The 23,244-nt window shown below is 72.5% G+C and carries 25 protein-coding genes and 1 pseudogene; 17 read left to right on the top strand and 9 right to left on the bottom strand.

Features of this window, described 5'->3' with window-relative positions:
• Positions 1-7: 7 nt before the first annotated feature.
• The gene (locus BMY97_RS43945; protein WP_091629389.1) at positions 8-997 is read right to left on the bottom strand and encodes a carbohydrate kinase family protein; all 990 of its coding nucleotides are present in this window, start codon (positions 995-997) and stop codon (positions 8-10) included.
• Positions 998-1,153: 156 nt separating this feature from the next.
• Between BMY97_RS43945 and BMY97_RS43940 the strand changes: the two genes are divergently transcribed.
• Complete coding sequence (locus BMY97_RS43940) at positions 1,154-1,339, top strand: hypothetical protein (RefSeq protein WP_091629387.1); 186 nt, start codon at positions 1,154-1,156, stop codon at positions 1,337-1,339.
• Positions 1,340-1,437: 98 nt separating this feature from the next.
• On the opposite strand, the gene BMY97_RS43935 is transcribed toward BMY97_RS43940, so the two are convergent.
• Complete coding sequence (locus BMY97_RS43935; protein ID WP_091629386.1) at positions 1,438-1,815, bottom strand: HesB/IscA family protein; 378 nt, start codon at positions 1,813-1,815, stop codon at positions 1,438-1,440.
• Positions 1,816-1,960: 145 nt separating this feature from the next.
• Between BMY97_RS43935 and BMY97_RS43930 the strand changes: the two genes are divergently transcribed.
• Both BMY97_RS43930 and BMY97_RS43925 read left to right on the top strand, forming a co-directional pair.
• Positions 1,961-2,611: a DUF3043 domain-containing protein gene (locus BMY97_RS43930; RefSeq protein WP_091629384.1), complete on the top strand. Its 651-nt coding sequence runs from the start codon at positions 1,961-1,963 to the stop codon at positions 2,609-2,611.
• Between the two features lie 55 nt (positions 2,612-2,666).
• Positions 2,667-3,656 (top strand): aldo/keto reductase family protein, encoded by a 990-nt coding sequence (locus BMY97_RS43925; protein ID WP_091629381.1) that lies wholly within the window; start codon positions 2,667-2,669, stop codon positions 3,654-3,656.
• 14 nt (positions 3,657-3,670) lie between these two features.
• Here BMY97_RS43925 and BMY97_RS43920 read toward each other — a convergent pair whose 3' ends face one another.
• Positions 3,671-4,351, bottom strand: coding sequence for an IspD/TarI family cytidylyltransferase (locus BMY97_RS43920; protein WP_091629379.1), 681 nt, complete (start codon positions 4,349-4,351; stop codon positions 3,671-3,673).
• Positions 4,352-4,512: 161 nt separating this feature from the next.
• Between BMY97_RS43920 and cobT the strand changes: the two genes are divergently transcribed.
• Complete coding sequence (cobT, locus tag BMY97_RS43915; RefSeq protein ID WP_091629377.1) at positions 4,513-5,592, top strand: nicotinate-nucleotide--dimethylbenzimidazole phosphoribosyltransferase; 1,080 nt, start codon at positions 4,513-4,515, stop codon at positions 5,590-5,592.
• Positions 5,593-5,662: 70 nt separating this feature from the next.
• Here cobT and BMY97_RS43910 read toward each other — a convergent pair whose 3' ends face one another.
• Entirely contained in the window at positions 5,663-6,766 is a 1,104-nt protein-coding gene (locus BMY97_RS43910) for a branched-chain amino acid aminotransferase (RefSeq protein WP_091629376.1), read from the bottom strand.
• Between the two features lie 114 nt (positions 6,767-6,880).
• Here BMY97_RS43910 and BMY97_RS43905 point away from each other — a divergent pair, with 114 nt between their 5' ends.
• Positions 6,881-7,174, top strand: a complete 294-nt coding sequence (locus BMY97_RS43905) for a hypothetical protein (RefSeq protein ID WP_091629374.1) — start codon at positions 6,881-6,883, stop codon at positions 7,172-7,174.
• A gap of 12 nt (positions 7,175-7,186) precedes the next feature.
• On the opposite strand, the gene BMY97_RS43900 is transcribed toward BMY97_RS43905, so the two are convergent.
• Together BMY97_RS43900 and BMY97_RS43895 are read right to left on the bottom strand one after the other, a co-directional pair.
• Positions 7,187-7,813: a ribonuclease FAU-1 family protein gene (locus tag BMY97_RS43900; RefSeq protein ID WP_177231850.1), complete on the bottom strand. Its 627-nt coding sequence runs from the start codon at positions 7,811-7,813 to the stop codon at positions 7,187-7,189.
• On the bottom strand, positions 7,806-8,663 hold the full coding sequence (locus BMY97_RS43895; RefSeq protein ID WP_091629412.1) for a sulfatase: 858 nt from the start codon (positions 8,661-8,663) through the stop codon (positions 7,806-7,808). Before BMY97_RS43895 ends, BMY97_RS43900 begins: the two co-directional genes overlap by 8 nt.
• A 102-nt stretch (positions 8,664-8,765) precedes the next feature.
• Here BMY97_RS43895 and BMY97_RS43890 point away from each other — a divergent pair, with 102 nt between their 5' ends.
• Both BMY97_RS43890 and BMY97_RS43885 read left to right on the top strand, forming a co-directional pair.
• Positions 8,766-10,268: a leucyl aminopeptidase gene (locus BMY97_RS43890; RefSeq protein ID WP_091629373.1), complete on the top strand. Its 1,503-nt coding sequence runs from the start codon at positions 8,766-8,768 to the stop codon at positions 10,266-10,268.
• A 91-nt stretch (positions 10,269-10,359) separates the two neighbouring features.
• Positions 10,360-11,343 (top strand): SMI1/KNR4 family protein, encoded by a 984-nt coding sequence (locus BMY97_RS43885; RefSeq protein ID WP_091629371.1) that lies wholly within the window; start codon positions 10,360-10,362, stop codon positions 11,341-11,343.
• A 26-nt stretch (positions 11,344-11,369) separates the two neighbouring features.
• On the opposite strand, the gene BMY97_RS43880 is transcribed toward BMY97_RS43885, so the two are convergent.
• On the bottom strand, positions 11,370-11,717 hold the full coding sequence (locus BMY97_RS43880; RefSeq protein WP_091629370.1) for an oxidoreductase: 348 nt from the start codon (positions 11,715-11,717) through the stop codon (positions 11,370-11,372).
• 192 nt (positions 11,718-11,909) lie between these two features.
• Between BMY97_RS43880 and lpdA the strand changes: the two genes are divergently transcribed.
• The 7 genes from lpdA to lipB all read left to right on the top strand — a co-directional run bounded on the left by lpdA (position 11,910) and on the right by lipB (position 19,834).
• Positions 11,910-13,283 carry a dihydrolipoyl dehydrogenase gene (gene lpdA, locus BMY97_RS43875; RefSeq protein ID WP_091629368.1) on the top strand — a complete coding sequence of 458 codons (1,374 nt, stop codon included), beginning with the start codon at positions 11,910-11,912 and terminating at the stop codon, positions 13,281-13,283.
• Between the two features lie 55 nt (positions 13,284-13,338).
• A complete protein-coding gene (sucB, locus tag BMY97_RS43870; protein WP_091629366.1) occupies positions 13,339-15,093 on the top strand; it encodes a 2-oxoglutarate dehydrogenase, E2 component, dihydrolipoamide succinyltransferase in 1,755 nt (584 codons plus the stop codon).
• Positions 15,094-15,210: 117 nt separating this feature from the next.
• Entirely contained in the window at positions 15,211-16,320 is a 1,110-nt protein-coding gene (locus BMY97_RS43865) for a serine hydrolase (protein ID WP_091629364.1), read from the top strand.
• 4 nt (positions 16,321-16,324) lie between these two features.
• Positions 16,325-16,819 (top strand): ArsR/SmtB family transcription factor, encoded by a 495-nt coding sequence (locus tag BMY97_RS43860; RefSeq protein ID WP_091629362.1) that lies wholly within the window; start codon positions 16,325-16,327, stop codon positions 16,817-16,819.
• A gap of 15 nt (positions 16,820-16,834) precedes the next feature.
• Complete coding sequence (locus BMY97_RS43855; protein WP_091629360.1) at positions 16,835-17,719, top strand: TIGR01777 family oxidoreductase; 885 nt, start codon at positions 16,835-16,837, stop codon at positions 17,717-17,719.
• 745 nt (positions 17,720-18,464) lie between these two features.
• Entirely contained in the window at positions 18,465-19,094 is a 630-nt protein-coding gene (locus BMY97_RS43850; RefSeq protein ID WP_091629358.1) for a phosphatase PAP2 family protein, read from the top strand.
• Entirely contained in the window at positions 19,091-19,834 is a 744-nt protein-coding gene (lipB, locus tag BMY97_RS43845; protein WP_091629356.1) for a lipoyl(octanoyl) transferase LipB, read from the top strand. The genes BMY97_RS43850 and lipB overlap by 4 nt, the downstream gene beginning before the upstream one ends.
• A gap of 36 nt (positions 19,835-19,870) precedes the next feature.
• On the opposite strand, the gene BMY97_RS43840 is transcribed toward lipB, so the two are convergent.
• Together BMY97_RS43840 and BMY97_RS43835 are read right to left on the bottom strand one after the other, a co-directional pair.
• Entirely contained in the window at positions 19,871-20,803 is a 933-nt protein-coding gene (locus BMY97_RS43840; RefSeq protein ID WP_091629354.1) for an LLM class F420-dependent oxidoreductase, read from the bottom strand.
• 14 nt (positions 20,804-20,817) lie between these two features.
• Entirely contained in the window at positions 20,818-21,438 is a 621-nt protein-coding gene (locus tag BMY97_RS43835; RefSeq protein ID WP_091629353.1) for a TetR/AcrR family transcriptional regulator, read from the bottom strand.
• Positions 21,439-21,569: 131 nt separating this feature from the next.
• Here BMY97_RS43835 and BMY97_RS43830 point away from each other — a divergent pair, with 131 nt between their 5' ends.
• From BMY97_RS43830 to BMY97_RS46670, 3 genes and pseudogenes are all read left to right on the top strand, one after another.
• Positions 21,570-22,100 carry a hypothetical protein gene (locus tag BMY97_RS43830; RefSeq protein ID WP_091629351.1) on the top strand — a complete coding sequence of 177 codons (531 nt, stop codon included), beginning with the start codon at positions 21,570-21,572 and terminating at the stop codon, positions 22,098-22,100.
• 19 nt (positions 22,101-22,119) lie between these two features.
• A complete protein-coding gene (locus tag BMY97_RS43825; protein WP_091629349.1) occupies positions 22,120-23,070 on the top strand; it encodes an oxidoreductase in 951 nt (316 codons plus the stop codon).
• Positions 23,071-23,107: 37 nt separating this feature from the next.
• Positions 23,108-23,244: pseudogene (locus tag BMY97_RS46670) on the top strand (lipoyl synthase); the annotation flags it as partial.

Genomic DNA, 23,244 nt, shown 5'->3' with positions numbered 1-23,244 from the left:
CCGGGGGTCAGGCGGGCAGGACCGGGGCGATCTCGTCCGCCGACTCCGGGCCGAAGGCCTCGCCGAGCCGGGCCAGTGCGTCGGCCCGGTCGAAGGTCCACTCCTGGGTGCCGACGGTCTCCAGCACCAGCACCGCGACCAGCGAGCCGAGCTGGGCGGCGCGCTCCAGGCCGAGCCCGCCGTCGAGGGCGGCGAGGAAGCCGGCGCGGAAGCCGTCGCCGACGCCCGTCGGGTCGGCCTTGCCACGCTCCGGGACGGCGCCGATCTGCAGGTTCACGCCGTCCTTGCCGACGATCTCCACGCCCTTCTCGCCGAGCGTGGTGACGCGCATGCCGACGCGGTCGAGCACGTCGGCCTCGGTCCAGCCCGACTTCTGGAGCAGCAGCTCCCACTCGTAGTCGTTGCTGAACAGGTACTTGGCGCCCTCGACGAACGCGCGCACCTGCGCGCCGTCCATGCGGGCCAGCTGCTGCGACGGGTCGACGGCGAAGGTGTAGCCGCGCTGACGGCACTCCTCGGCATGGCGGACCATGCCGTCCGGGTCGTCCGGGCTGATCAGCACGAGGCTCAGCTCACCCGCGCGGTCGGCGATGGGCTTGAGCTCGATGTTGCGCGACTCCGACATGGCGCCCGCGTAGAACGTGGCGATCTGGCACAGGTCGGTGTCGGTGGTGCAGACGAACCGCGCGGTGTGCGCGACCTCGGAGACCAGCACCCCCGAGGTGTCGACCCCGTGCCGCTCCAGCCAGGACGCGTAGTCGGCCCAGTCCGCCCCGACGGCGCCGACCAGCACCGGGCGCACGCCCAGCACGCCCAGCCCGAACGCGATGTTCGCGCCGATCCCGCCCCGCCGGACCACCAGGTCGTCGGCCAGGAAGCTCAGGGACACCCGGTGCAGCTGCTCCGCGACGAGCTGTTCCGCGAACCTGCCGGGGAAGTGCATCAGGTGGTCGGTTGCGATGCTGCCGGACACCGCGATCCTGGCCTTGTCTGCCACCGGTTCTCCTCAAAGCTCGGTCATGGCTCTCGTGTGCTGGAACTCACGCGAAGTTACCCGCTGGTCATGCCCCGTACGGGTAGTTCCCGCGCCTCGGCCGACACTACCGGCTGGTACCGCTTTCCCCCTCGGATCACGGTCAATAGCGTCGGCGACGTGAACGTCACCACCGAACCGGAAACCCTCGGCGAGCTGATCGCCGACTGCGCCCACATCCCGTCCGCGCTGCACGTCAAAACGCTCGGCGCCGGAAACCTGCCGCTCCCCCGGGCGACGGCCGCGCCGTGGACCGTCGACGACGCCTGCCACGCTCAGGTCGCGGACCTGGACGCCTACGTCTGAGCAGACCCGCAGATCGAGCAGACCGCAGACAGGAAAGAGGGCCCCCGCCGTCGCCGGCCGGGGCCCTCTTCACGTTCCGCGTGCTGCCGAGCCGGGGCTCAGTGGAAGCTGTCGCCGCAGGCGCAGGACCCGGTGGCATTCGGGTTGTCGATGGTGAAGCCCTGCTTCTCGATGGTGTCGACGAAGTCGATCACCGCGTCCGTCACGTACGGCGCGCTCATCCGGTCGACCGCCACCTGCAGGCCGCCGAAGTCGCGGAACAGGTCGCCGTCGAGCGTGCGCTCGTCGAAGAACAGCTGGTAGCGCAGGCCCGCGCAGCCACCGGGCTGGACGGCGATGCGCAGGTGCATGTCGTCGCGGCCCTCCTGCTCGAGCAGGGCCTTCGCCTTGGCTGCCGCGGTGTCGGTCAACGTGACGCCGTGGGTTTCCTCGGCGGCCTCGGCCTGCGTCGCGCCGGTCTGCTCAGCGGTCGTCATGGCACTCCCTCTTGGTCGAACTCGGTGCGGGTACTACTCGTGCGCAATTTTCAACGCGAGCCGCGCCCGATCTGTTCCCCCGCCATCGTCGCACATCCAACGCACCTGGTGAACAACGCCGTGACGCCTGCAATACCCTGGTGAGGTGAGGTTCCTGCGCCGAAGCACCACAGACACCGCCGCCGACGACGGCGACGCCATCGAAATCGATGCCGCCACCGGCAAGGCGTCGTACACGCCGGGCAAGGGCCGGGCGACGCCGAAGCGGCGGGAAGCCGAGGCGAAGAAGCGGGGACCGGTCGCGCCGCCGCCCACCAGCATGCGTGAGGCGATGAAGCGCAACAAGGAGCTGCGCAAGGCGAACCCGCAGCTCAAGGAGGAGCGCCGCAGCGCCGCGCGCGAATCCCGCGCCCGGATGATGGCCGGCGACGAGAAGTACCTGCCCGCCCGCGACCGCGGCCCGGTCAAGGCGTACGTGCGCGACCTGGTCGACTCCCGGCGCAACATCCTGGGCCTGTTCATGCCGCTGGCGATCCTGGTCTTCGTGGCGCTGCTGATCCCGGTGCCCTCGGCGCAGCAGTACATCACCCTCGTCTGCATGGCGATGCTGCTCGTGATGGCCGTCGAAGGCGTGGTGAACGGCCGCCGCATCGGCCGGCTGGCGCGCGAGCGCTTCCCGAAGGAGGCGGTGGGCGTGCGCGGCCTCGGCTGGTACGCCTTCGTCCGGGCGAGCCAGATCCGCAAGCTGCGCGTGCCGAAGCCCCGCCTCAAGCCGGGCGAGCCGATCCCGAGCTGACCCGACGGGCCGGGGTTCGTTAGCGAAGCGAACAACCTCGCCTAGGCTGTGGGTCATGGAGTTTCGACGACTTGGCCGCAGCGGCCTCAACATCAGTGAGATCTCCTACGGCAACTGGCTCACGCACGGTTCCCAGGTCGAGGAGGAGCAGGCCCAGGCCTGCATCAAGGCGGCGCTCGAGGCGGGCATCACCACGTTCGACACCGCCGACGTCTACGCCAACACCGCCGCGGAATCCGTGCTGGGCCGGGGCCTGAAGGGGCAGCGCCGGGAGAGCCTGGAGATCTTCACCAAGGTCTTCTGGCCCACCGGGCCGAAGGGGCCGAACGACAAGGGCCTCTCCCGCAAGCACATCCTGGAGTCGGCGAACGCGTCGCTCCAGCGGCTCGGCACCGACTACCTCGACCTCTACCAGGCGCACCGGTTCGACCGGAGCGTGCCGCTGGAAGAGACGATGCTCGCCTTCGCCGACCTGGTGCGCCAGGGCAAGGTGCTCTACGTCGGCGTCTCGGAGTGGACCGCCGAGCAGATCACCCGGGGCGCGGAGCTGGCCCGTGAGCTGAAGGTCCCGTTCGTCTCGAACCAGCCGCAGTACTCGATGCTGTGGCGGGTGATCGAGTCGCAGGTGGTGCCGGCGTCCGAGCGCGAGGGGCTGAGCCAGATCGTCTGGTCGCCGATCGCGCAGGGCGTGCTCACCGGCAAGTACAAGGCCGGGCAGCCGCTGCCCGCGGGCTCGCGCGCGACCGACGAGAACGGCGGCGCGAACACGGTCAAGGGCTTCCTGAACGACAAGACGCTCACCGCCGTCGCCAAGCTGGAGCCGCTGGCGGCCGAAGCCGGGCTGAGCATGGCGCAGCTGGCCGTGGCGTGGGTGCTGCAGAACCCGAACGTCGCCTCGGCGATCATCGGCGCGTCCCGCCCCGAGCAGGTGCACGAGAACGTCAAGGCGGCCGGGGTGAAGCTCGAGCCGGAGCTGCTCACCGCGATCGACGAGGCCCTCGAGGACGTCGTCGAGCGCGACGCCTCGCTGACCCGCAGCCCCTGATCAGCGGCCCCTGATCACCGGCTCAGCAGCCGCTCGGCCACCAGCAGGTCGTGCGGGTAGGTGATCTTCAGGTTCTCCGCGCCGCCGGGCACCCAGCGCACCGGCAGCGCGGAGAACCGCTCCATGCACGAAGCCGTGTCCGTGCCGAGAAAGCCCTCGGCGTCGGCCTGTTCGTACGCCGCGAGCAGCGGCTGGGCCCGGAAGCCCTGCGGGGTCTGGACGCGGATGGCGCCCGGGACCCGCGCCGAAACCGTCTCGCCGGCCACCGTCCGGCTGGTCACCGCGACCACGTCGTCGGCGGCGAGGCCCGGCACCGCTCCCCCGTGCTCCCGCGTCTGCGCGAGCACGTCGGCGATCAGCTCCGGCGAAGCCAACGGCCGGGCCGCGTCGTGCAGCAGCACGGCGTCCACGCTGCCGTCCGCGATCCGGGAAGCCAGGTGGCGCAACGCATTCAGCTCCGAAGCCTGGCGCGTCGCCCCGCCGGTCACGATCTCGACCGGACCGGGGTGCGCGGCCAGCACCTCGTCGGCCAGCACCTCGTCCTGGGGCCGGATGACCAGCACGAGCACGCCCACGTCGGCCACCGCGGCGAACGCCGCCAGCGACCACGCCACCACCCGCCGGCCCGCGACGGGCAGGTACACCTTGTTCAGCTCGGCGCCGACGCGGGTGCCGGCGCCACTGGCCAGCACCACCCCGGCCGCAGTCGTTTCCCGCACGTCGCGCGACCCTACTGGGCCGGCGGCTCCGGCGTGCAGCCGAGCGCGCCGGGCGCGATCCGCGGTGGGCGCCGGAGGTTTTCCGGCGGCGGCCGGTAGGTTTGCCACCGGGTACCCCGGCGAGAGAAAGGCCTGGCGTGGACGCGGACACCAGCATCGAGTTCGGCGAGATCGAGCCGCCCAGCGACCAGGCCCGGTCGGCGGCGATCGCCTTGCACGGCAAGCTCGTGAAGCCGGCCGGCTCGCTCGGCCGCCTGGAGGAGCTGGGCGTGTGGATCTCGGCCTGCCAGGGGCAGGCGCCGCCGCGGCCGTTCACCCGGCCGCGGGTGATCGTGTTCGCGGGTGACCACGGGATCGCCCAGAGGGGCGTCTCGGCCTATCCCGCCGAGGTGACCTCGCAGCTCGTCGGCACCATGCTCACCGGCGGCGCGGCGATCAACGTGCTCGCGGCCGCGGCCGGCGCCAGCGTGCGCGTGGTCGACATGGCCGTGGACACCGGCGAGTCGGCCATGCGGTCGATCGGCGAGTTCAAGGTCCGCCGCGGCTCGGGCTCGATCGACGTCGAGGACGCCCTCACCGACGACGAGGTCCGCGCCGCCGTGCGCGCCGGCATCGCGATCGCCGACAGCGAGGTGGACGGCGGCGCCGACCTGCTCATCGCGGGCGACCTGGGCATCGGCAACAGCACCCCGGCGTCCGTGCTGGTCGCCGCGCTGACCGGCAGCGAGCCGGTGGCCGTGGTCGGCCGCGGCTCCGGCATCGACGACAACGCGTGGATGCGCAAGGCCGCCGCGGTCCGCGACGCGCTCCGCCGCGCCCGCGCGGTCCTCGCCGACCCGCTGGCGCTGCTCCGCACCTCCTCGGGCGCCGACATCGCCGCGATGGCCGGTTTCCTGGCGCAGGCGGCGGTCCGCCGCACGCCGGTGGTGCTCGACGGCCTCGTGGTCTGCGCCGCCGCGATGGTGGCCGAGGAGCTGGCGCCCGGCGCGCGCCGCTGGTGGATGTCCGGCCAGCTGACCGGCGAGCCCGCGCACGCGCTGGCCCTGGAGCACCTCGACCTCGGCGGCCTGCTGGACCTCGACGTCCGCCTCGGCGAGGGGACCGGCGCGGTCACCGCCCTGCCGTTGCTGATGATGGCGGCCCGCGTGCTGGCCGAGATGACCACCCACGAGCAGTCCGGCGTCTCCGGCCCGCTCGTCCCGGTCGAGGCTTCCTGAACCGAAGCGAAAGGGCCGCTCGCGACCAGTTGTCCGGTCGCGAGCGGCCCTTTCGCCGTTGTTGTCCGCCTCAGCGCAGCGGCAGCATCCAGCCCTCGGAGGCCGGGCGCGTGCCCTCCTGGATGCCGACCAGTTCCTCACGCAGCTTCATCGTCAGCGTGCCCGGCTCGCCGCCCGAGACGGAGAACTCGCCGCCCGCGTGCTTGACGTGCCCGACCGGCGTGATGACCGCCGCGGTGCCGCAGGCGAAGACCTCGGTCAGCTCACCCGAGGCGGCCGCCTTCTCCCATTCTTCGGTGGAGATCCGGCGCTCCTCGACGGCGTGGCCCATGCCCTGCGCGAGCTGCAGCAGCGACTTGCGGGTGACGCCCGGCAGCAGCGAGCCGGTCAGCTCCGGCGTCACCACACGCGCGTCTTCACCCGAGCCGAAGACGAAGAACAGGTTCATCCCGCCCATCTCCTCGACCCAGCGACGCTCGACGGCGTCGAGCCACACCACCTGGTCGCAGCCCTTCTCGACGGCCTGCGCCTGCGCCACGAACGACGCCGCGTAGTTGCCGGCGCACTTGGCGAACCCGGTGCCGCCGGGCGCCGCGCGCACGTACTCCGTGGAAAGCCACACGCTCACCGGCTTCACGCCACCGCTGAAGTACGGCCCGGCGGGCGAGGCGATCACCGCGTACACGTACTCGCCGGCCGGCCGGTTGACGCCGAGGCCGGTCTCGGTGGAGATCATGAACGGGCGCAGGTAAAGGGATTCGCCCTGTTTCGTGGGCACCCAGCGCTCGTCGGCGGCGACCAGCTCGCGCAGCGAGTCGACGAAGATCTCCACCGGCAGCTTCGGCATCGCGAGCCGCTCGGCGGAGTCCTGGAAGCGCTCGGCGTTGGCGTCGGGACGGAACGCGGCGATGGAGCCGTCCGGCTGGCGGTAGGCCTTGAGCCCCTCGAAGATCGCCTGCCCGTAGTGCAGCACGGACGTGGCCGGGTCGAGCGAGAACGGCGCGTACGGCCCCACCGTCGCGTCGTGCCAGCCCTGAGCCGCGTTCCACTTCACCGTGACCATGTGGTCGGTGAAGTAGGTCCCGAACCCGGGGTGGGCGAGTACCTCGGCGACGCGTTCCGGGCTCGCGGGGCTCGAGTTCGGGACATGGGTGAACTGCGTCGCTGTCGTCATGGTTAGACGATAGCGCTTGGTCGGAGGCGCGTTAGTCGGAAGACCGCCTATTTCACACGCCGCGTACTCCCGCGCCCACAGCGTGACCCCACGTGACGCCACTAGGATGGCGGCGTGACCTCACAACCCGCACTTCCGGCCAAGCCCGGGTTCGGCACCGACCTGAAGACCTTCGGCACGGCGGTCCTGCTGACCTTCGGCGCCGGCCTGCTCGGCATGGTCGGCTGGGCCCTGCTGAGCAGCGGCTTCGGCTTCTTCCTCGGCCTCGTCGCGGCGGGCTTCGGCATCTACTGGTGGCGCAGCCTGCACGGCAAGGTGTTCGCGACGGACCTGCCGACCCGCTCGGTGATCATCCTGCTGGTGGTCAACGTCGTGCTGGCCGGGATCCTGCTGCTCACCGCCGCCTGATCACCCCCGGGCTCAGCGCAGCCCGGCGGGCAGCTCCGGCGCGGGCCAAGCCGGGTCCGGCCGGAAGTCCGTGTGCGTGCCGTCGAACGGGAACGCGCAGCGCTCGGCCAGCGCGCCGAGCCGCTCCCCCTCCGCGCGCAGCCGGTCCAGCTGCCCGGCGGTGAGCCGCCCGGCGAGGACGGCTTCCGCGGCCTCGTCCTCGTCCTCCCAGCGCCAGCCGCCGTCCGGGGTGACCACGACGTCCAGCACGCCGTCGATCCGGTCCGGCCCGGCGGCGGTGCGGCCCATCGGCAGCTCGAGGTTGACGTACCACTCCCGGAAGCGGCCGTCCGGCCCGAAGAACCACCAGACCGACGACCACTCGTCCTCGGTGATCATCCGCAGCGTCGAGGTGCCGTGCCAGGTGTCGGGCACCGGCACGCGCGGGACGCGGAAGCGCTCCTCGAGCGGGGCTTCGTGCATCCGGCGGCCGTCGGCGAGCCGGCTGCCGACGATCGGCGTGCCCATCGGGAGCCAGCCGAACAGCACGCGGCCGTCGTCGGAGACCACGCGCAACGGGTGGTGCTGGCCGATGCTGCCGTCGGGCCGCACGAACCGCTCGACCACGGTCTGCCCCGGCTCCCAGCGGTAATCAGTCATGCGCGTCACGGTAGTGGCGCCCGCGCGCCCGCAGCACCAGTTCGGCGACCGTGCCGAAACCGGCCGCGAGCAGCGCCGCGTACGGCGTCACGAGCAGCGCCGCGACCGCGCCGACGATCCCGCCGGCCGCCCCCGTCAGGCCGCCTTCCGGCGCGAAGCGCACGCGCGCGTCGGTGAACGTGGTCAGCGCGGCGGGGACCGTCGCGAGCACCACGACCACGGTGAGCAACGGCTGCAGCTGCCCGGCGTCCGCGGCGTAGAGCAGGTCGCGGAACGACGTCGCGGACAGGCCCAGCCGGATCGGGCCGAGCTGCACCAGCGCGACGAGCGTCACCAGCACCGCGACCCCGCCGAGCGTGGCCGTCCGGCGGAGTGCGCGATCCCCTTCCGACGGCAGCAGGAACGGCAGCACGACCAGCGCCGCCACCACGATCCCGGCGACGTCCGGCGCGCCGATCCCGACGGCGGCCGGCACCGGCGCGATCACCGAGCACAGCACCACGAGCACCGCCGCGGCGACCAGCAGCGCCACGGTCGACCACCGTCGCAGCTCCGCCGGCAGCCGGAGCCCGGCCAGGTCGGCGGCCGCGACCACCAGGACCAGCCCCGCCGCGGCGGGCGCCGGGGCGCCGGGCACCACGTAATCGCCGAACACGATCCCGTACACCACGACCAGCGCCAGCCGGGCGAAACCACCGACGTAACGCTCGGCCCGGCCGTCGCCGGACGCAGGCAGCCGGGTGGTGAAGACGGCGACGACCGCGGCGAGCACCGCCCCCGCGAGTACCCAGTAACCGGCGCCGGCGGCCCCCACCGCGAGCACGACGAGGAGCCCTCCCCCCAGACGCACGATGGTCCCCTTCCGACGTCCGGCCACCCGTGTCATTAGCATGGCTCACGATCCGTCCGGGCGCGCCGCCCGGTACCACCGTGAACGCGCGAGGAGCCAGAAGTGACCGTGCCGAAGCTAACCCTCTCCGACAACAGCGAGGCGGCACTGGCCAAAACCCGCGCCGACGTGGTGGTGATCGGCACCCTGCCCGGGGAGAACGGCCCGACGCTGGCCGACGGCGCCGCCCTCGCCGACGCCGCGTTCGACGGCAAGCTCGCCGAGGTGCTCGCCACGCTCGGTGCGAGCGGCAAGGCCGAAGAGGTCGTCAAGGTGCCGACGCTGGGCAAGCTCCCGGCTTCGGTGGTGCTGGCCGTGGGCCTCGGCAAGCAGGCCGGCGGCACCGTCACCGCCGAGCAGGTCCGCCGCGCCGCCGGTGCCGCCGGCCGGGCGCTGGCCGGGACCGAGCGCGCGTTCGTCACGCTGTCCGCGCTCGACCTGCAGGCCGCCGTCGAAGGGCTCGTGCTCGGCGCGTACACCTTCACCGAGTACCGCTCCGAGAAGGGCGACGCCCCGCTGGCCAAGGCGGACTTCGTCAGCCCGGCGGACGGCGCGCCGCGTGAGCACAAGGCGACGCTGAAGGCCGCGACCGCCATCGCCGAGTCCGTGATCATCGCCCGCGACCTGATCAACACCCCGCCGAACGACCTGTTCCCGGCCTCCTTCGCCGACCGCGCGAAGAAGCTCGCCGAGGCCGCCGGCCTCGACTTCGAGGTGCTCGACGAGAAGGCGCTCAAGCGCAAGGGCTTCGGCGGCATCCTCGGCGTCGGCGGCGGCTCCTCGCGCCCGCCGCGCCTGCTGCGCGTCGGCTACAAGCCGGCCAAGGCGGTCAAGAAGGTCGCGCTGGTCGGCAAGGGCATCACATTCGACTCGGGCGGCATCTCGATCAAGCCCGCCGCGGGCATGGACGACATGACCTCCGACATGTCCGGCGCCGCCGCCGTGCTGGCCTCGGTGGTGCTGGCCGCGAAGCTCAAGTACCCGCTCGAGGTGACCGCGCACATCCCGCTGGCGGAGAACCTGCCCTCGGGCACCGCCTACCGTCCGGGCGACGTGCTGACCATGTACGGCGGCAAGACCGTCGAGGTGCTCAACACCGACGCCGAAGGCCGTCTGGTGCTGGCCGACGCGATCGTGCGCGCCGCCGAGGAGAACCCGGATTACCTGATCGAGACCGCCACCCTGACCGGCGCCCAGGTCGTCGCGCTCGGCAAGCGCACCGCGGGCGTGATGGGCTCCGACGAGTTCCGCGACCGCGTCGCGGGCATCATGCAGGCCACCGGCGAAGGCGGCTGGGCGATGCCGCTGCCCGAGGAGCTGCGCGCCGACCTCGACTCCCGCCTGGCCGACCTGGCCAACGTCACCGGCCACCGCTGGGGCGGCATGCTCGCCGCCGGCATCTTCCTGCGCGAGTTCGTGGCCGAGGGCCTGCCGTGGGCCCACATCGACGTCGCGGGCCCGGCGTACCACACCGGCAGCCCGTGGGGCTACACCGGCAAGGGCGGCACCGGCGTCCCGGTCCGCACCATCGCCGCGGTGCTGGCCGACATCGCCGACCAGGGCTGACCCGCCTTTCCGACAGTTCCGTGAAGGCCTCCTTACCCGCTTCGCACGCGAGGTAAGGAGGCCTTCGCGGTTTTGTGGCACCCTCGCGCCCATGGAGCGTGACGAGTACCTCGAGGCAGCGGTCCGCGACGTCCTCACCGGGGACGAGGCGACCGTCGACCGGCGGGTCGGCCACGCCGCGCTCTTGCTCGCCACCGCGGGCGCGCCCGAAGAGGCCGACCGGCTCGTCACGCAGTGGCAGCAGGTGACCGAGCGGCCCGTCACGCGGCTGGCGGACGACGCCGTGCGCGCGCGGGCCTGGGCGATGCTGGCCGAGGCACGCGGCGTCCGTCCACAGTGGGCAGACGCACTGTCCCCTTTGGACCTCGATGCCGAAGAGCAAGCACACCAAGCACTGTTGACCCGCCGCGTGTCCGAACTGGAGGGCGTCTTCGACGGCTCGCCCGTCGCGGGCGTCGTCGCCGGGCTCGCGCCGGGACGGCCCGACCCGGTTCGCACCGCGCTCGCCGAAGGCGACCTCGAAGGGTGGGGCGCGCTCGTCGCCGGCCACCCGAGTCCGGACGTCGCCGCCCTCGGCGCGACCCGCCCGCTCGCCGCGCGGCTCGTGGCCGGCACCGACCCGCTCGGCCTCGGTCCCGAATGGCCTGAGCAGTGCGCCGCCGCGCTCGTCGCGGCCCTGCGCGAGCGCTACCCCGCCGACGCCGGCAGCTGGCCCGAGCTTGTCGCCGCGGTCGTGCGGCTACGCGGCCAGCAGGCGCCCTCCCCGGCGTCCGAAAGCGACATCGCGGCGACCGAAACGCGACTGGGCACGACGTTGCCCGCCGACTACCGGGAGTTCCTGCGGACGGCCGACGGGCTGCCCGCGGACGTCGTCTTCCCGCGGCTGCTGCCCGCGCGCGAACTCCGTGCGGACGGCCCGGTGGTGATCGTCTCCGAGCCCGCCGTGGTGCTGCTCACCGCCACCGGCGGCCAGTGGCGCGCGGTCGAGGTCGACGCCGTGTTCGGCAGCACCGCGCACCCGACGTTCCGCGCGCTGCTGGAGCACCACCTGCGGCTGCTGGAGGCCGCCGGCTGACCCGGCACGACACGGGGTGAGCAACCTCACCCAGGCGCCTGACCGCGCTTCTTTCGCTCGGTGTACTCGCGCATGCGCTTGGGGTAACCGACCCGGGCCACCTCGTACACCGGGATGGACCGCCGGTGCCCGAACTGCTGGGCGGACTCGAGGCCGCCGATGCGGCGCCGCGTCCACTCGCCGTCGTGCGCGACCAGGACCACGGTGGCCTCCGTGACGTTCGTCTTCGGCTCCACATAGGCCTCCACCCCGCGCCGGGCCGCGGCCCATTCCTCCAGGTGCCGGGTGTCCTCCGAACTGGCCTTGCGCGTCGTGCCCGGGCGGCCACCGCGGCCCCGCCGGCGCAGCGAGTCGAAGATCCCCACTCCGACCACCTCTCTTCCTGCTCGTGTCCGGCTTCCATTATTCCCGGGCCCGGGTGTGGTCGGTGTCGCAGAGGCCGCCTTCGCCCGGCTAGGTCGCAAGCCGGATCAGCGTAGTGACAAGATGGCGTTGTCGCGCGCGCGTTTATACCGCGCCGGGCGGCAACAGAGCTTCACCCCTAACGCTGCCGAGGAGTTATTGAAGTGACCGACACCTCCGCCGACCTTGTGATCCTGGGAGGCGGATCGGGCGGCTACGCCGCGGCCTTCCGCGCGGCCGAGCTGGGCCTTTCCGTCACGCTGATCGAGAAGGACAAGCTGGGCGGGACCTGCCTCCACCGGGGCTGCATCCCGACCAAGGCCCTGCTCCACGCCGCCGAGGTCGCCGACGAGACCCGTGAAGCCGATTCCGTCGGCGTCAAGGCCGTCTTCGAAGGCATCGACATCGCCGGTGTCAACAAGTACAAGGACGGCATCGTCTCCCGGCTGTACAAGGGGCTGCAGGGCCTGGCCAAGGCCCACAAGGTCAACCTGGTCGAAGGCTCCGGCACGTTCGTCGGCGGCACCACGGTCGAGGTGGAGGGCACCCGCCACACGGGCAAGAACGTCATCCTGGCCACGGGTTCCTACTCCCGCACCCTGCCCGGCCTCGAGCTCGGCGGCCGGATCATCGCCAGTGAGCAGGCCCTTTCGCTCGACTACGTGCCCAAGAAGGTCGTGGTGCTGGGCGGCGGCGTGATCGGCGTCGAGTTCGCCAGCGTGTGGGCCTCCTTCGGCGTCGACGTCACCGTGGTCGAGGCGCTCCCGCGGCTCGTGCCGAACGAGGACGAGTTCGCCTCCAAGCAGCTCGAGCGCGCGTTCCGCCGGCGCAAGATCGCCTTCAAGACCGGCGTGCGGTTCACCGGCGCGAAGCAGGACGACAACGGCGTGAGCGTTTCGCTGGAGTCCGGCGAGACCATCGACGCGGACCTGCTGCTGGTCGCCGTCGGCCGCGGCCCGAACTCGGCCGGGCACGGCTACGAGGAGGCCGGCGTCAAGATCGAGCGCGGCTTCGTGCTCACCGACGACCGCCTGCGCACCAACCTGCCGAACGTCTACGCCGTCGGCGACATCGTCCCCGGCCTGCAGCTCGCGCACCGCGGCTTCCAGCAGGGCATCTTCGTCGCCGAGGAGATCGCCGGGCTGGCCCCGCGCGCGATCGACGAGAGCGGCATCCCGCGCGTCACCTACTCCCACCCCGAGGTCGCCTCCGTCGGCCTCACCGAATCGCAGGCCAAGGAGAAGTACGGGGCGGACGTCACCACGTTCACCTACGACCTCGGCGGCAACGGCAAGAGCCAGATCCTCAAGACCTCCGGTGGGGTCAAGCTGGTGAAGGCCCCCGACGGCCCCGTCGTCGGCGTGCACATGGTCGGCGACCGCGTCGGCGAGCTGATCGGCGAAGCGCAGCTGATCTACAGCTGGGAGGCGTTCCCGGAGGACGTCGCCCCGCTGATCCACGCGCACCCCACCCAGACCGAGGCCCTCGGTGAAGCGTTCCTTGCCCTCGCCGGCAAGCCGCTGCACGTGCACAGCTGACGTCTCACCGGCAGAATCCACACCACGTTTCACAGATCAAGGGAGTCAGCGAACGATGGCCTACTCCGTCACGTTGCCGGAGCTCGGTGAGAGCGTCACCGAAGGCACCGTCACCCGGTGGTTGAAGCAGGAGGGCGACACCGTCGAGGTCGACGAGCCGTTGCTGGAGATCTCCACGGACAAGGTCGACACCGAGGTCCCGTCGCCGGTCGCCGGCACGGTTGTGAAGATCAGCGCCCAGGAGGACGAGACCGTCGAGGTCGGCGGCGAGCTCGCCGTGATCGACGACGGCACCGGCGGCGTGCCCGAGTCCTCGGCTCCCGCGGCGCCGGCCGAAGCGGCCGCGCCCGTCGAAGAGAAGCAGCCGGAGCCGGCTCCCGAGCCGGCCCAGGCCGAGGCGCCGACGCCCGCGCCCGCGGCCGGCGGTGAAGGCACCGAGGTGAAGCTGCCCGAGCTGGGCGAGAGCGTCACCGAGGGCACCGTCACCCGCTGGCTGAAGCAGGTCGGCGACGCGGTCGAGGTCGACGAGCCGCTGCTGGAGATCTCCACGGACAAGGTCGACACCGAGGTCCCGTCGCCGGTCGCCGGCACCGTGCTGGAGATCCGCGCGGGCGAGGACGAGACCGTCGAGGTCGGCGGCGTGCTCGCGGTGATCGGTGCCGCCGGCGCGGCGCCCGCGGCGGCACCCGCCCCCGCGCCTGCTCCCGCACCGGCACCGAAGCCCGAGCCCACGCCCGAGCCGGTCCAGCAGGCCAAGCCGACGCCGCAGCCCGCGGCGCCTGCCGCACCCGCAGCGCCTGCCGCGCCTGCTCCGTCCACTTCGGACAACGGCTCGGCGGACGGCCCGTACGTGACCCCGTTGGTGCGCAAGCTCGCCACGGAGCACGACATCGACCTCACCGCCCTGACCGGCACCGGGGTCGGCGGCCGGATCCGCAAGCAGGACGTGCTCGCCGCGGCCGAGGCCAAGCAGAAGGCGGCCGCCCCGGCGCCCGTCGCTGCCGCCCCGCAGGCCGCGTCGGCGCCCGCCACGGCCGCGGCCGCCAAACCGCGTGCCGCCACGGCCGTCTCGCCGGACATCGCCGCCCTGCGCGGCACCGTCCAGAAGGCGAGCCGGATCCGGCAGATCACGGCGTCGAAGACCCGCGAGTCGCTGCAGGTCTCGGCGCAGCTCACGCAGGTGCACGAGGTCGACGTCACCAAGATCGCCAAACTGCGCCAGCGCGCGAAGGCGGCGTTCAAGGAGCGCGAGGGCGTCAACCTCACGTTCCTGCCGTTCTTCGCCAAGGCGACGGTCGAGGCGCTCAAGCAGCACCCGAACGTCAACGCGTCCTACAACGAGGACACGAAGGAGATCACCTACCACGGCGCCGTGCACCTGGGCATCGCGGTGGACACCGACAAGGGCCTGCTCTCGGTGGTCATCCACGACGCCGGCGAGCTGAGCCTGGCCGGTCTCGCGCACCGCATCGCCGACCTGGCGGGCCGCGCGCGCGCCGGGCAGATCAAGCCGGACGAGCTGTCGGGCGGCACCTTCACCGTCACGAACATCGGCAGCAACGGCGCCCTGTTCGACACGCCGATCATCGTGCAGCCGCAGTCCGGCATGCTCGGGACCGGCGCCGTCGTGAAGCGCCCGGTCGTGGTGGCCGACGCCGAGGGCAACGACACGATCGCCGTCCGCTCGATGGTGTTCCTGCCGCTGACCTACGACCACCGCCTGGTCGACGGCGCGGACGCCGGCCGCTTCCTGACCACGATCAAGCAGCGTCTGGAAGAGGGCAACTTCGAGGACGAGCTGGGCCTGTAAGACCCCGGCACTTCCCGCAGCGAAGGCCGCCGCACTCCCTCAAGAGTGCGGCGGCCTTCGTCGTTTCCGCGAACTCCGTTATTCCGGAATTACAGAGTTCCGGAGTATCGTGGTGCCATGCTCACCAGACGAAGCTTGCTGACCACCGTGGCCGCCGCCGGCTCGGCCGCTCTCCTGCTGCCCGCGACCGCGAATGCCGCCGCACCACCGGACACCTCGACGCCCGAAGGCTGGCTCGAGTGGTTTGCCGCCCACCGCGCCGATGTGTCCGTGGTCGCGGATTACGGCACTGGCCACCGGCTTCGGCACCGTCCCGATGAGTCGCGCGTGCTGGCGTCCGCGATCAAGGTCGTGCACCTGGCCGCTTACACCGGCGCCGTGGCCGCGGGCCGGATCGACCCGGGCGAGCCGGTCCGGCTGGGTGATTGGGACGCCCGCCATCCCTACCTCGGCGACGGCCTCATCGGCTCGGGCTCGCACCACAGCGCGCTGACCTGGCTCGGCGTCCCGTGTGACGAGTACGGCGTCGCGAAGGACCCGGAACAGCGGGTGCCGCTGCAGAAGCTGGCCGAGGCGATGATCCTGTTCAGCGACAACGCCGCGGCCGACTACCTGCGCGCCCGCCTCGGCGACCCGGCCCTCCGCGCGGCCGCCGCGAAGGGCGGCTGGCCGGACCCGGATCTGCGCATGTTCGGCGGCGAGACATTGCTGTGGCTCTTCCCCGAGTACGCACCGCCTCCGGGCACGCCGGTGCCAGTGCGCCGAGCCGTCGGTGACGCGTTGTCGGACCGGTTCGCCCGCGACCCCGGGTTCCGGAAACTTGTGCTGCCGCAAGCGTTCTCGCATCCGCCGACCCCGGAGTCGACGCTCGCGTGGGTCGCCCGGACCGGCCGCGGCCCGGCGACCGGCCTGTTCGCGATGCACCGCGCACTCGCCACCGGCGGCGGGCAGGCCGCGGCGCTCGCCCGTGACGTCCTCGCCCTCAGCCTGGCGGACCGGGTGCCACCGGGCGCGGACTCGGTGCTGTTCAAGGGCGGCAGCCTGCCCGGCGTGATCACCATCGGCCTGGACCTGCTCTCGCCCGGGCGCACCGGCACCGGCGTGATGATGCTCACGAATGTGTCCGATGTGGACTCCCTGAACTCCGGCCCGTTGATCGAGGCCGCGATCGGCAGCCTCGCCACGCCGGGCGGCTTCACCGGGTTGGAGCGCGCGCTGGGACACTGAGTCCATGACCGACGATCCGGACCTGGCCGAGCGCCTCGCGGCGCTGGAACGGCGGGTGGCCGCGCTCGAGGGGCGGCCGGCGGAGTCCATTCCGGACACTCCCGGGGGCGTTGTCGGCTACCAGGGCGAGCTGACCGAACCGGGCGAGCTGCGCTGGGCGATCCGGCTGGCCGCACCCGCCGTGCTGGCGCTGCCCGACGGCCCGCGGGTCGAGGTGCTGGCCGCGCTGGCCAACCCGGTCCGGATCGCGCTCGTGCGCGCGCTGGCGCAGGACGGCGCGCAGACCGGCGCAGCCCTGCAGGAGGCCGCCGGACTGGGCTCGCCGGGCCAGCTGTATCACCACCTCAAGGCCCTCACCAGCGCCGGGCTGGTCGAGCAGGACCGCCGTGGCAGCTACCGGCTGCGCCCGGCCGCCACCATCCCCGCGCTGGTCCTGCTGACGGCGGCGGCGGACGTCGCCGGCCAATTGAGACCGGGCGTGCGGAACCAGAACGGATAGGACACGATCTCAGGCATGCGGGTACTCATCGCGGGCTCCGGCGGGCTCATCGGCACGGCGCTGGCCGTCCGGCTGCGGACGTCCGGCCACGACGTCCTCCGGCTGGTGCGCCGGGATGCGCGGGCGGCCGACGAACGCGGCTGGGACCCGCCGTCCGCCCGGATCGACGAGGGCGCCTTCACCGGCGTCGACGCGGTCGTCAACCTGTGCGGCGCGCCGCTGCTGCCGGGCCGCTGGAGCGCGATGCGCAAGCAGGTGCTGCTCGACAGCCGCGTGGAGCCCACCGAGGTACTGGCCGAAGCCGTCGCCGAGCACGGCGTCGGGGTGCTGGTGAACGGCTCCGCGGTCGGCTACTACGGAAACGGCGGTTCGACGGTCCTCGACGAGACTTCCCCGGCAGGCCAAGGCTTCCTGGCCGAACTGTGCACGGCGTGGGAGTCGGCGACCGCCCCGGCCACCGCGTCCGGCGCCCGCGTGGTGTCGGTGCGGACGGGCTTGGTGCTGTCCCGCCAAGGCGGCCTGATGGCCCTGCTGCGGCCGCTCTTCAAGCTCGCACTGGGCGCCCGCCTGGGCGACGGCCGCCAGTTCATGTCCTGGATCTCCCTCGACGACCAGGTCGGCGCCCTGCTCCACGCCCTGACCCGCGACGACCTCTCCGGCCCGGTCAACCTGACCGGCCCGGCCCCGGTGAGCAACACGGAGTTCACGCGGGCCCTGAGCCGCGCCGTCCACCGCCCGGCGCCGTGGATGGCGCCCGGTTTCGCCCTGAAGCTGGCCCTCGGCCAGGCCGCGGAGGAGATGGCGCTGTTCGGCCAGCGAGCCGTCCCGCGTGAACTGGAACGCGCGGGCTACACCTTCCGCCACGAAACCCTGGAAACCGCCCTGGCCGCAGCGACGTGACCACGCCCCGCCACCCCACCCGGCCCCGCACCCACCCGTCGCCCCACGGGTTCCGGCTGCGCCCGCACCCCACCCAGCCCTCAGCACACGAACCACATCTGCGGCCACACCCCACCCGACCCTGCACCCTGCCCGCGGCACGCAAGTCCCAACTGTGCCTCCACGCCACCCAGCCATCGCCACACGAACCCCGGCTACAGCCACACCCCACCCGACCCTGCACCCTGCCCGCGGCACACAAGTCCCAACTGTGCCTCCACGCCACCCAGCCATCGCCACACGAACCCCGGCTACAGCCACACCCCACCCGGTCCTTCGCCCGGCCCTCCATGCACGAACCCCTGGCATGCCCACGCCCCAGCCAGCTCAGCACCCGGCCCGCGACACGCGAATCCCGGCTGCGCCCGCACCCCACCCAGCCCTCAGCACACGAACCCCGACCGCAGCCACACCCCGCCAGGCCCTGCGCCCTCCCCGCGATACGCACGCCCCGGCTATGGCCGCACCCCGCCCAGCCCGGCACCGGGCCCTCCATGCCCGAACCCCAGACGTGCCCACACCCCACCCACCTCAGCCCCCAGCCCGCGACACGCAAGCCCCGACTCACCCCGCACCCCGCACCAGCACCCGGGCCCCGGATCGCCCCACCCGGCTCACCGGTGAGCCCACCCCAGCCGCCACCCGGTCACCGAATCCCACCGGTCACCCAGCCACTCCGCGCCACCACGCCTCGGCCGGTCAGCTCATGACCGTCCCCCGGGTCCGCTGGCTGGTGACCGGCGTTGTCCTCCTGGCCGCCTTCCTCGCTCTCGGCCTGGCAGTCGACCGGCAACCGCTGGGGCTGGACCAAGCCGTCGCGGATGCGTTGCGCGGGCAGGATTCCCGACCCGCCGGGCGGGTCGCCGGAGTGGTCACGAACGTGTTCGGACCGGTCCTCCCCATCGTGGTCGGCGTGGCGCTGGCCGCGCTCGCCCTGCGCAACCGCACGCACCTCCCGCTCTGCCTGAAGCTCGCGGCTGTCCTCATCCTGTGCCGGCTGACCAGCACGGTGTTCAAGCCCGTTTTCCTGCGCCAGCGCCCACGCCAGTACCCCGACCTCAGCTACCCCAGCGGGCACGTCGTGTCCGTCGCGTCGGCCGCGCTGGTCGTCGTGCTGCTCGCGGCCTGGCTCGCGCCTCGGCTGGTCAGGAAAGCCGCAGCGGTCGGCGCCGCGGCCACCGTGCTCGCGGCCGTCTGCCGGGTCGTGCTGGGGGTGCATTGGGTGACCGACACCGTCGGCGCGGTGCTGGCGGTGCTCGGCGTCGGGCTGGTGTCGGCGAGCGCACTCCGGCTCCTGCCCGTTCCCGGCCGAGACGGGCGTAGCCTCGACGCGTGAGTTCTTCGAGCCCTTCCTGCCGTGCCGCCAGCGAACCCGTCGACGTCCGGGAACTCGGCACGATCGCGTACACCGAGGCCTGGGACCTGCAGCGCGAGGTCCTCGCCGCGCGCGCCGACGACACCGGCCCGGACACGTTGCTGCTGCTGGAACACCCTTCGGTGTACACCGCGGGCAAGCGCACCGAGCCCGCGGACCGGCCCACCGACGGCACCCCGGTGATCGACGTCGACCGCGGCGGCAAGATCACCTGGCACGGCCCGGGTCAGCTGGTCGGCTACCCGATCCTCAAGCTTGACGACCCGATCGACGTCATGCACTACGTGCGGCGCCTCGAGGAGGCCCTGATCGTGGTGTGCGAGCGGCTCGGCGTGCGCACCGGCCGCGTCGAGGGCCGCAGCGGCGTGTGGATCCCGGCCGACGACCGCGGGATCGAGCGCAAGATCGCCGCCATCGGCATCCGCGTGCAGCGCGGCGTCACCATGCACGGCTTCGAGCTGAACTGCAACGCCGACCTGTCCGCCTTCGACGCGATCGTGCCGTGCGGCATCCGCGACGCCGGCGTCACGTCGCTCTCGGCCGAGCTTGATCGCGACGTCACGGTCGAAGAGGTGCTGCCGATGGCGCGCGAGGCCGTGCTGGCCGCCCTCGAAGGCGAGCTGCCGGTGAACGACGACCGCTGGCTGCCGCGCCCGGAGGCGCCGAAGGCCCCCGGCGTCACCTTCGCCCTGCAGAACTGACTGCGCCGGCAGGCACCGGCGCAGCCAGCCACCAGGTCAGAGCTGGGACGCGACCTCGGCCGCGATGAACTCGATGTGGTCGAGGTCGGCGAGGTCCAGCACCTGCAGGTAGAGCCGGGTGACGCCGGTCTTCTCCCGCCACTGCCCGATCCGGTCGACGACCTCGGCGGCGGTCCCGGCCAGTCCGTCGGCGCGCAGCTGGCCGAGGTCACGGCCGATCGCCGCGGCCCGTCGCGCCACCTCGGCGTCGTCGCGGCCGATCGCGACGGTCAGCGCGACCGACCGCAGGATCTCCTTCGGGTCACGCCCGATCGCCTCGGCCGCGGCGTCGACGCGGGCGAACTGCGCGGACACCGTCTCCTGGTCGGCGAACGGCAGGTTGAACTCGTCGGCGAAGCGGGCCGCCAGCTCCGGCGTCCGCTTCTTGCCGCCGCCGCCGATGATGACGGGCGGCGCGGGCGACTGCGCGGGCTTCGGCAGCGCGGGCGAGTCCACGAGCGTGTAGTTCTTGCCGGAGAACGAGTACTTCTCCCCCACCGGCGTCTTCCACAGCCCGGTGATGATCTCCAGCTGCTCGGCGTAGAGGTCGAAGCGCTCCTTGAGCGGCGGCAGCGTCAGGCCGTATGCGGTGTGCTCGGCGTCGAACCAGCCCGAGCCGAGGCCGAACTCGATCCGGCCGCCGGACATCTGGTCCACCTGCGCGATGGCGATCGCGAGCGGGCCCGGGTGCCGGAACGTGGCGGCGGTGACCAGCGTGCCCAGCCGCACCCGGCTCGTCTCGCGGGCCAGCCCGGCCAGCGTGATCCACGCGTCGGTGGGCCCGGGCAGCCCATCGCCGCCGCCCATCGCCAAGTAGTGGTCGCTGCGGAAGAAGGCGTCGTAGCCGGCGGCTTCGGTCGTCTTGGCCACACGCAGCAGATCGTCGTAGGAAGCGCCCTGCTGGGGCTCGGTGAAGATCCTCAAGTCCATGGCCGCCAGCCTAATCAGCTCGCGGCAGACTGCTCGCCGGTGTCTCCGGGCTGCCGGATCCGCAGCAGCATGCGCACGATGACGTCCTGGATCTCGCCGCTGACCTTCTTCGGGTCGGTGGCACTGGCGATTTCCGTGGCCGCGCTGGAAAGCGCGCCGAACAGCAGCCGCGCGGTCACGTCCACGGGCACCGGCTCGACCTCGCCGGCGTCCACAAGGGACTGCAGGGCCGAGCGGACCAGGCCGAAGCTGCACTGCTCCTCGGCCTCGCGCCAGCGCTCCCAGCCCATCACGACCGGCGCCTCGTGGATGGCGATCCGCTGGTACGCCGGGTCGAGGCAGCTCCGGATGAACGTGTTCAGCCCGCCGAGCGCCCGCTCCCACGGCGTGCCGGGGCCGGTCATGATCTTCTCGAGCCGGTCGTAGACCAGGCTTTCCACCGACTCGAAAGCGGCTTCGAACAACGCCTGCTTTCCGCTGAAATGGTGGTACAGCGCGCCTTTGGTGACGCGGGCGCGCTTGGCGACCTCGTCGAGCGAGGTACCCGCGTAGCCGCGCTTGGTGAACAGCTCGACGGCGGACTCGACCAGCGCGGAGCGGGTCGACTCCGAATAGTCGAGACGTCGGGACCTCATTGTCGGCACGCTCACAACCTTACGCCGGGGGTGTCTCTCCATACCCATGGTATGTTCTCACCGTCAGGTCCGTACCGGGAGTATGCCGCAAACCTGCGGTATGGCCAGGGTCACGGAAGGGGAGCCAACACATGAGCTGGACCGACTTCTACCGACGCCGGGAAATCCTCGAAGCCGCCATCCGCCACGCGGGGCGCGCACCCGGCGAACCGCTGACGCTGGAGGAGATCCCCGGCGCAGCCGACGCCTTCGGCACCGAAGAAAACCTGCTGCTGGCGATGCAGCACAAGTGGAGCCAACTGCTCGGCGGCCATCTGCGCGCCGAGTTCGCCGACCCGGCCGACGCCGCGGCCGAAACCGTCGACAGCGACCAGGTCGACGCCGTCTCGCGGGCGTGGCGCCGGGCGCAGTCCGGGAACGAGGCACTGCGCGCGGTCCTCGACGGCGCGCGGACGCGGTACCCCGCCCTCGCCCGGCTGCACGAGGGTGAGCTGCGGATGCTGGCGATCACGTCCGGCCTCGCGGAGCCCGGCGAGCCGTCCGAGGAGATCACCAAGGTCGGGCAGACCCTCGACGCGCTGGTGCGTGCGGGCGACGCCTGCCCGGTCCGCCGGCGCAGCCCGATGGGCCACCTGATGCGCCTGCTCGCACCCAGTGCGTGAGGTGTAGTTAGGTAGACGCATGGACCAGCGCTGGACCGAGGCCGACATGACCGACCAGGCCGGCCGGACGGTGGTGGTCACCGGCGCCAACTCGGGCCTCGGCTTGCGTACCGCCGAAGTCCTCGCCGGCCGCGGCGCGCGGGTGCTGCTCGCGTGCCGCTCGGCCGAGCGGGGCGCCGCCGCGCTGGACCGGGTGCGCTCGGTCGCGTCCGGTGCCGCGCCGGAGCTGGTGACGCTGGACCTGGCCGATCTGGCCTCGGTGCGCGCGGCGGCCGCGTCCGTCCGCGAGCTGACCGGCGACGCCCTCGACGTGCTGATCAACAACGCCGGCGTGGTGGCGACCGCCCGCGGCAAGACCGCCGACGGCTTCGAACTGCAGCTCGGCACCAACCACCTAGGCCACGCGGCGCTGACCTGGCTGCTGATGCCCGCCCTGCGCGGCGGCGTCGGCGCCCGCGTCGTCACGCTCTCGAGCATCGCCGCGATCGGCGCGCAGATCCGGCTGGACGACCCGAACTTCGAGCACCGCCAATACAACCCGGCGACGGCGTACCGGCAGGCGAAGCTCGCCAACCAGGTTTTCGCGCTGGAGCTGGACCGGCGGCTGCGCGCCGAGGGTTCGAAGGTGCTGAGCGTCCTCGCGCACCCCGGTTACACCGCGACCGGGCTGAGCATCGGCATGGCCCGCACGTACGGCAACCGGGTCGTCCGCTCGGCCATCCTGGCCATCCACCACGCGGGCGAGTTCCTGCTCTCCCAGAACGTCAGCCTCGGCGCCCTGCCGGAGCTGTACGCCGCCACCGCCCCCGACATCCAGGGCGGCGACTACATCGGCCCGCGCGGCCTCGGCGGCGTCCACGGCTACCCCACGAAAGTGCGCCCGGTGCAGGCCGCCGGCAACCCCGTCACCGGTCCCGCCCTGTGGGACCTGACGGCCGACTTGACGGGCGTCACCCCCGACCCGCGCTAGGCGATCACCCGGGTCGCCCGGGCGTACTGTGGAGCCCGTGACTGCTGCACCTGAAGGGCGGAAGTTGTTGCGGCTGGAGGTCCGTAACAGTGAGACGCCGATTGAGAAGAAGCCGTCGTGGATCAAGACTCGGGTGCGGATGGGTCCTGAGTTCACGGAGTTGAAGGGCCTGGT

The sequence above is a fragment of the Amycolatopsis saalfeldensis genome, from assembly GCF_900110575.1.
GTDB lineage: Bacteria > Actinomycetota > Actinomycetes > Mycobacteriales > Pseudonocardiaceae > Amycolatopsis > Amycolatopsis saalfeldensis.
The sequence above is the reverse complement of the archived record's forward strand: the minus strand, read 5'-3'. Positions and strand labels throughout refer to the sequence as shown.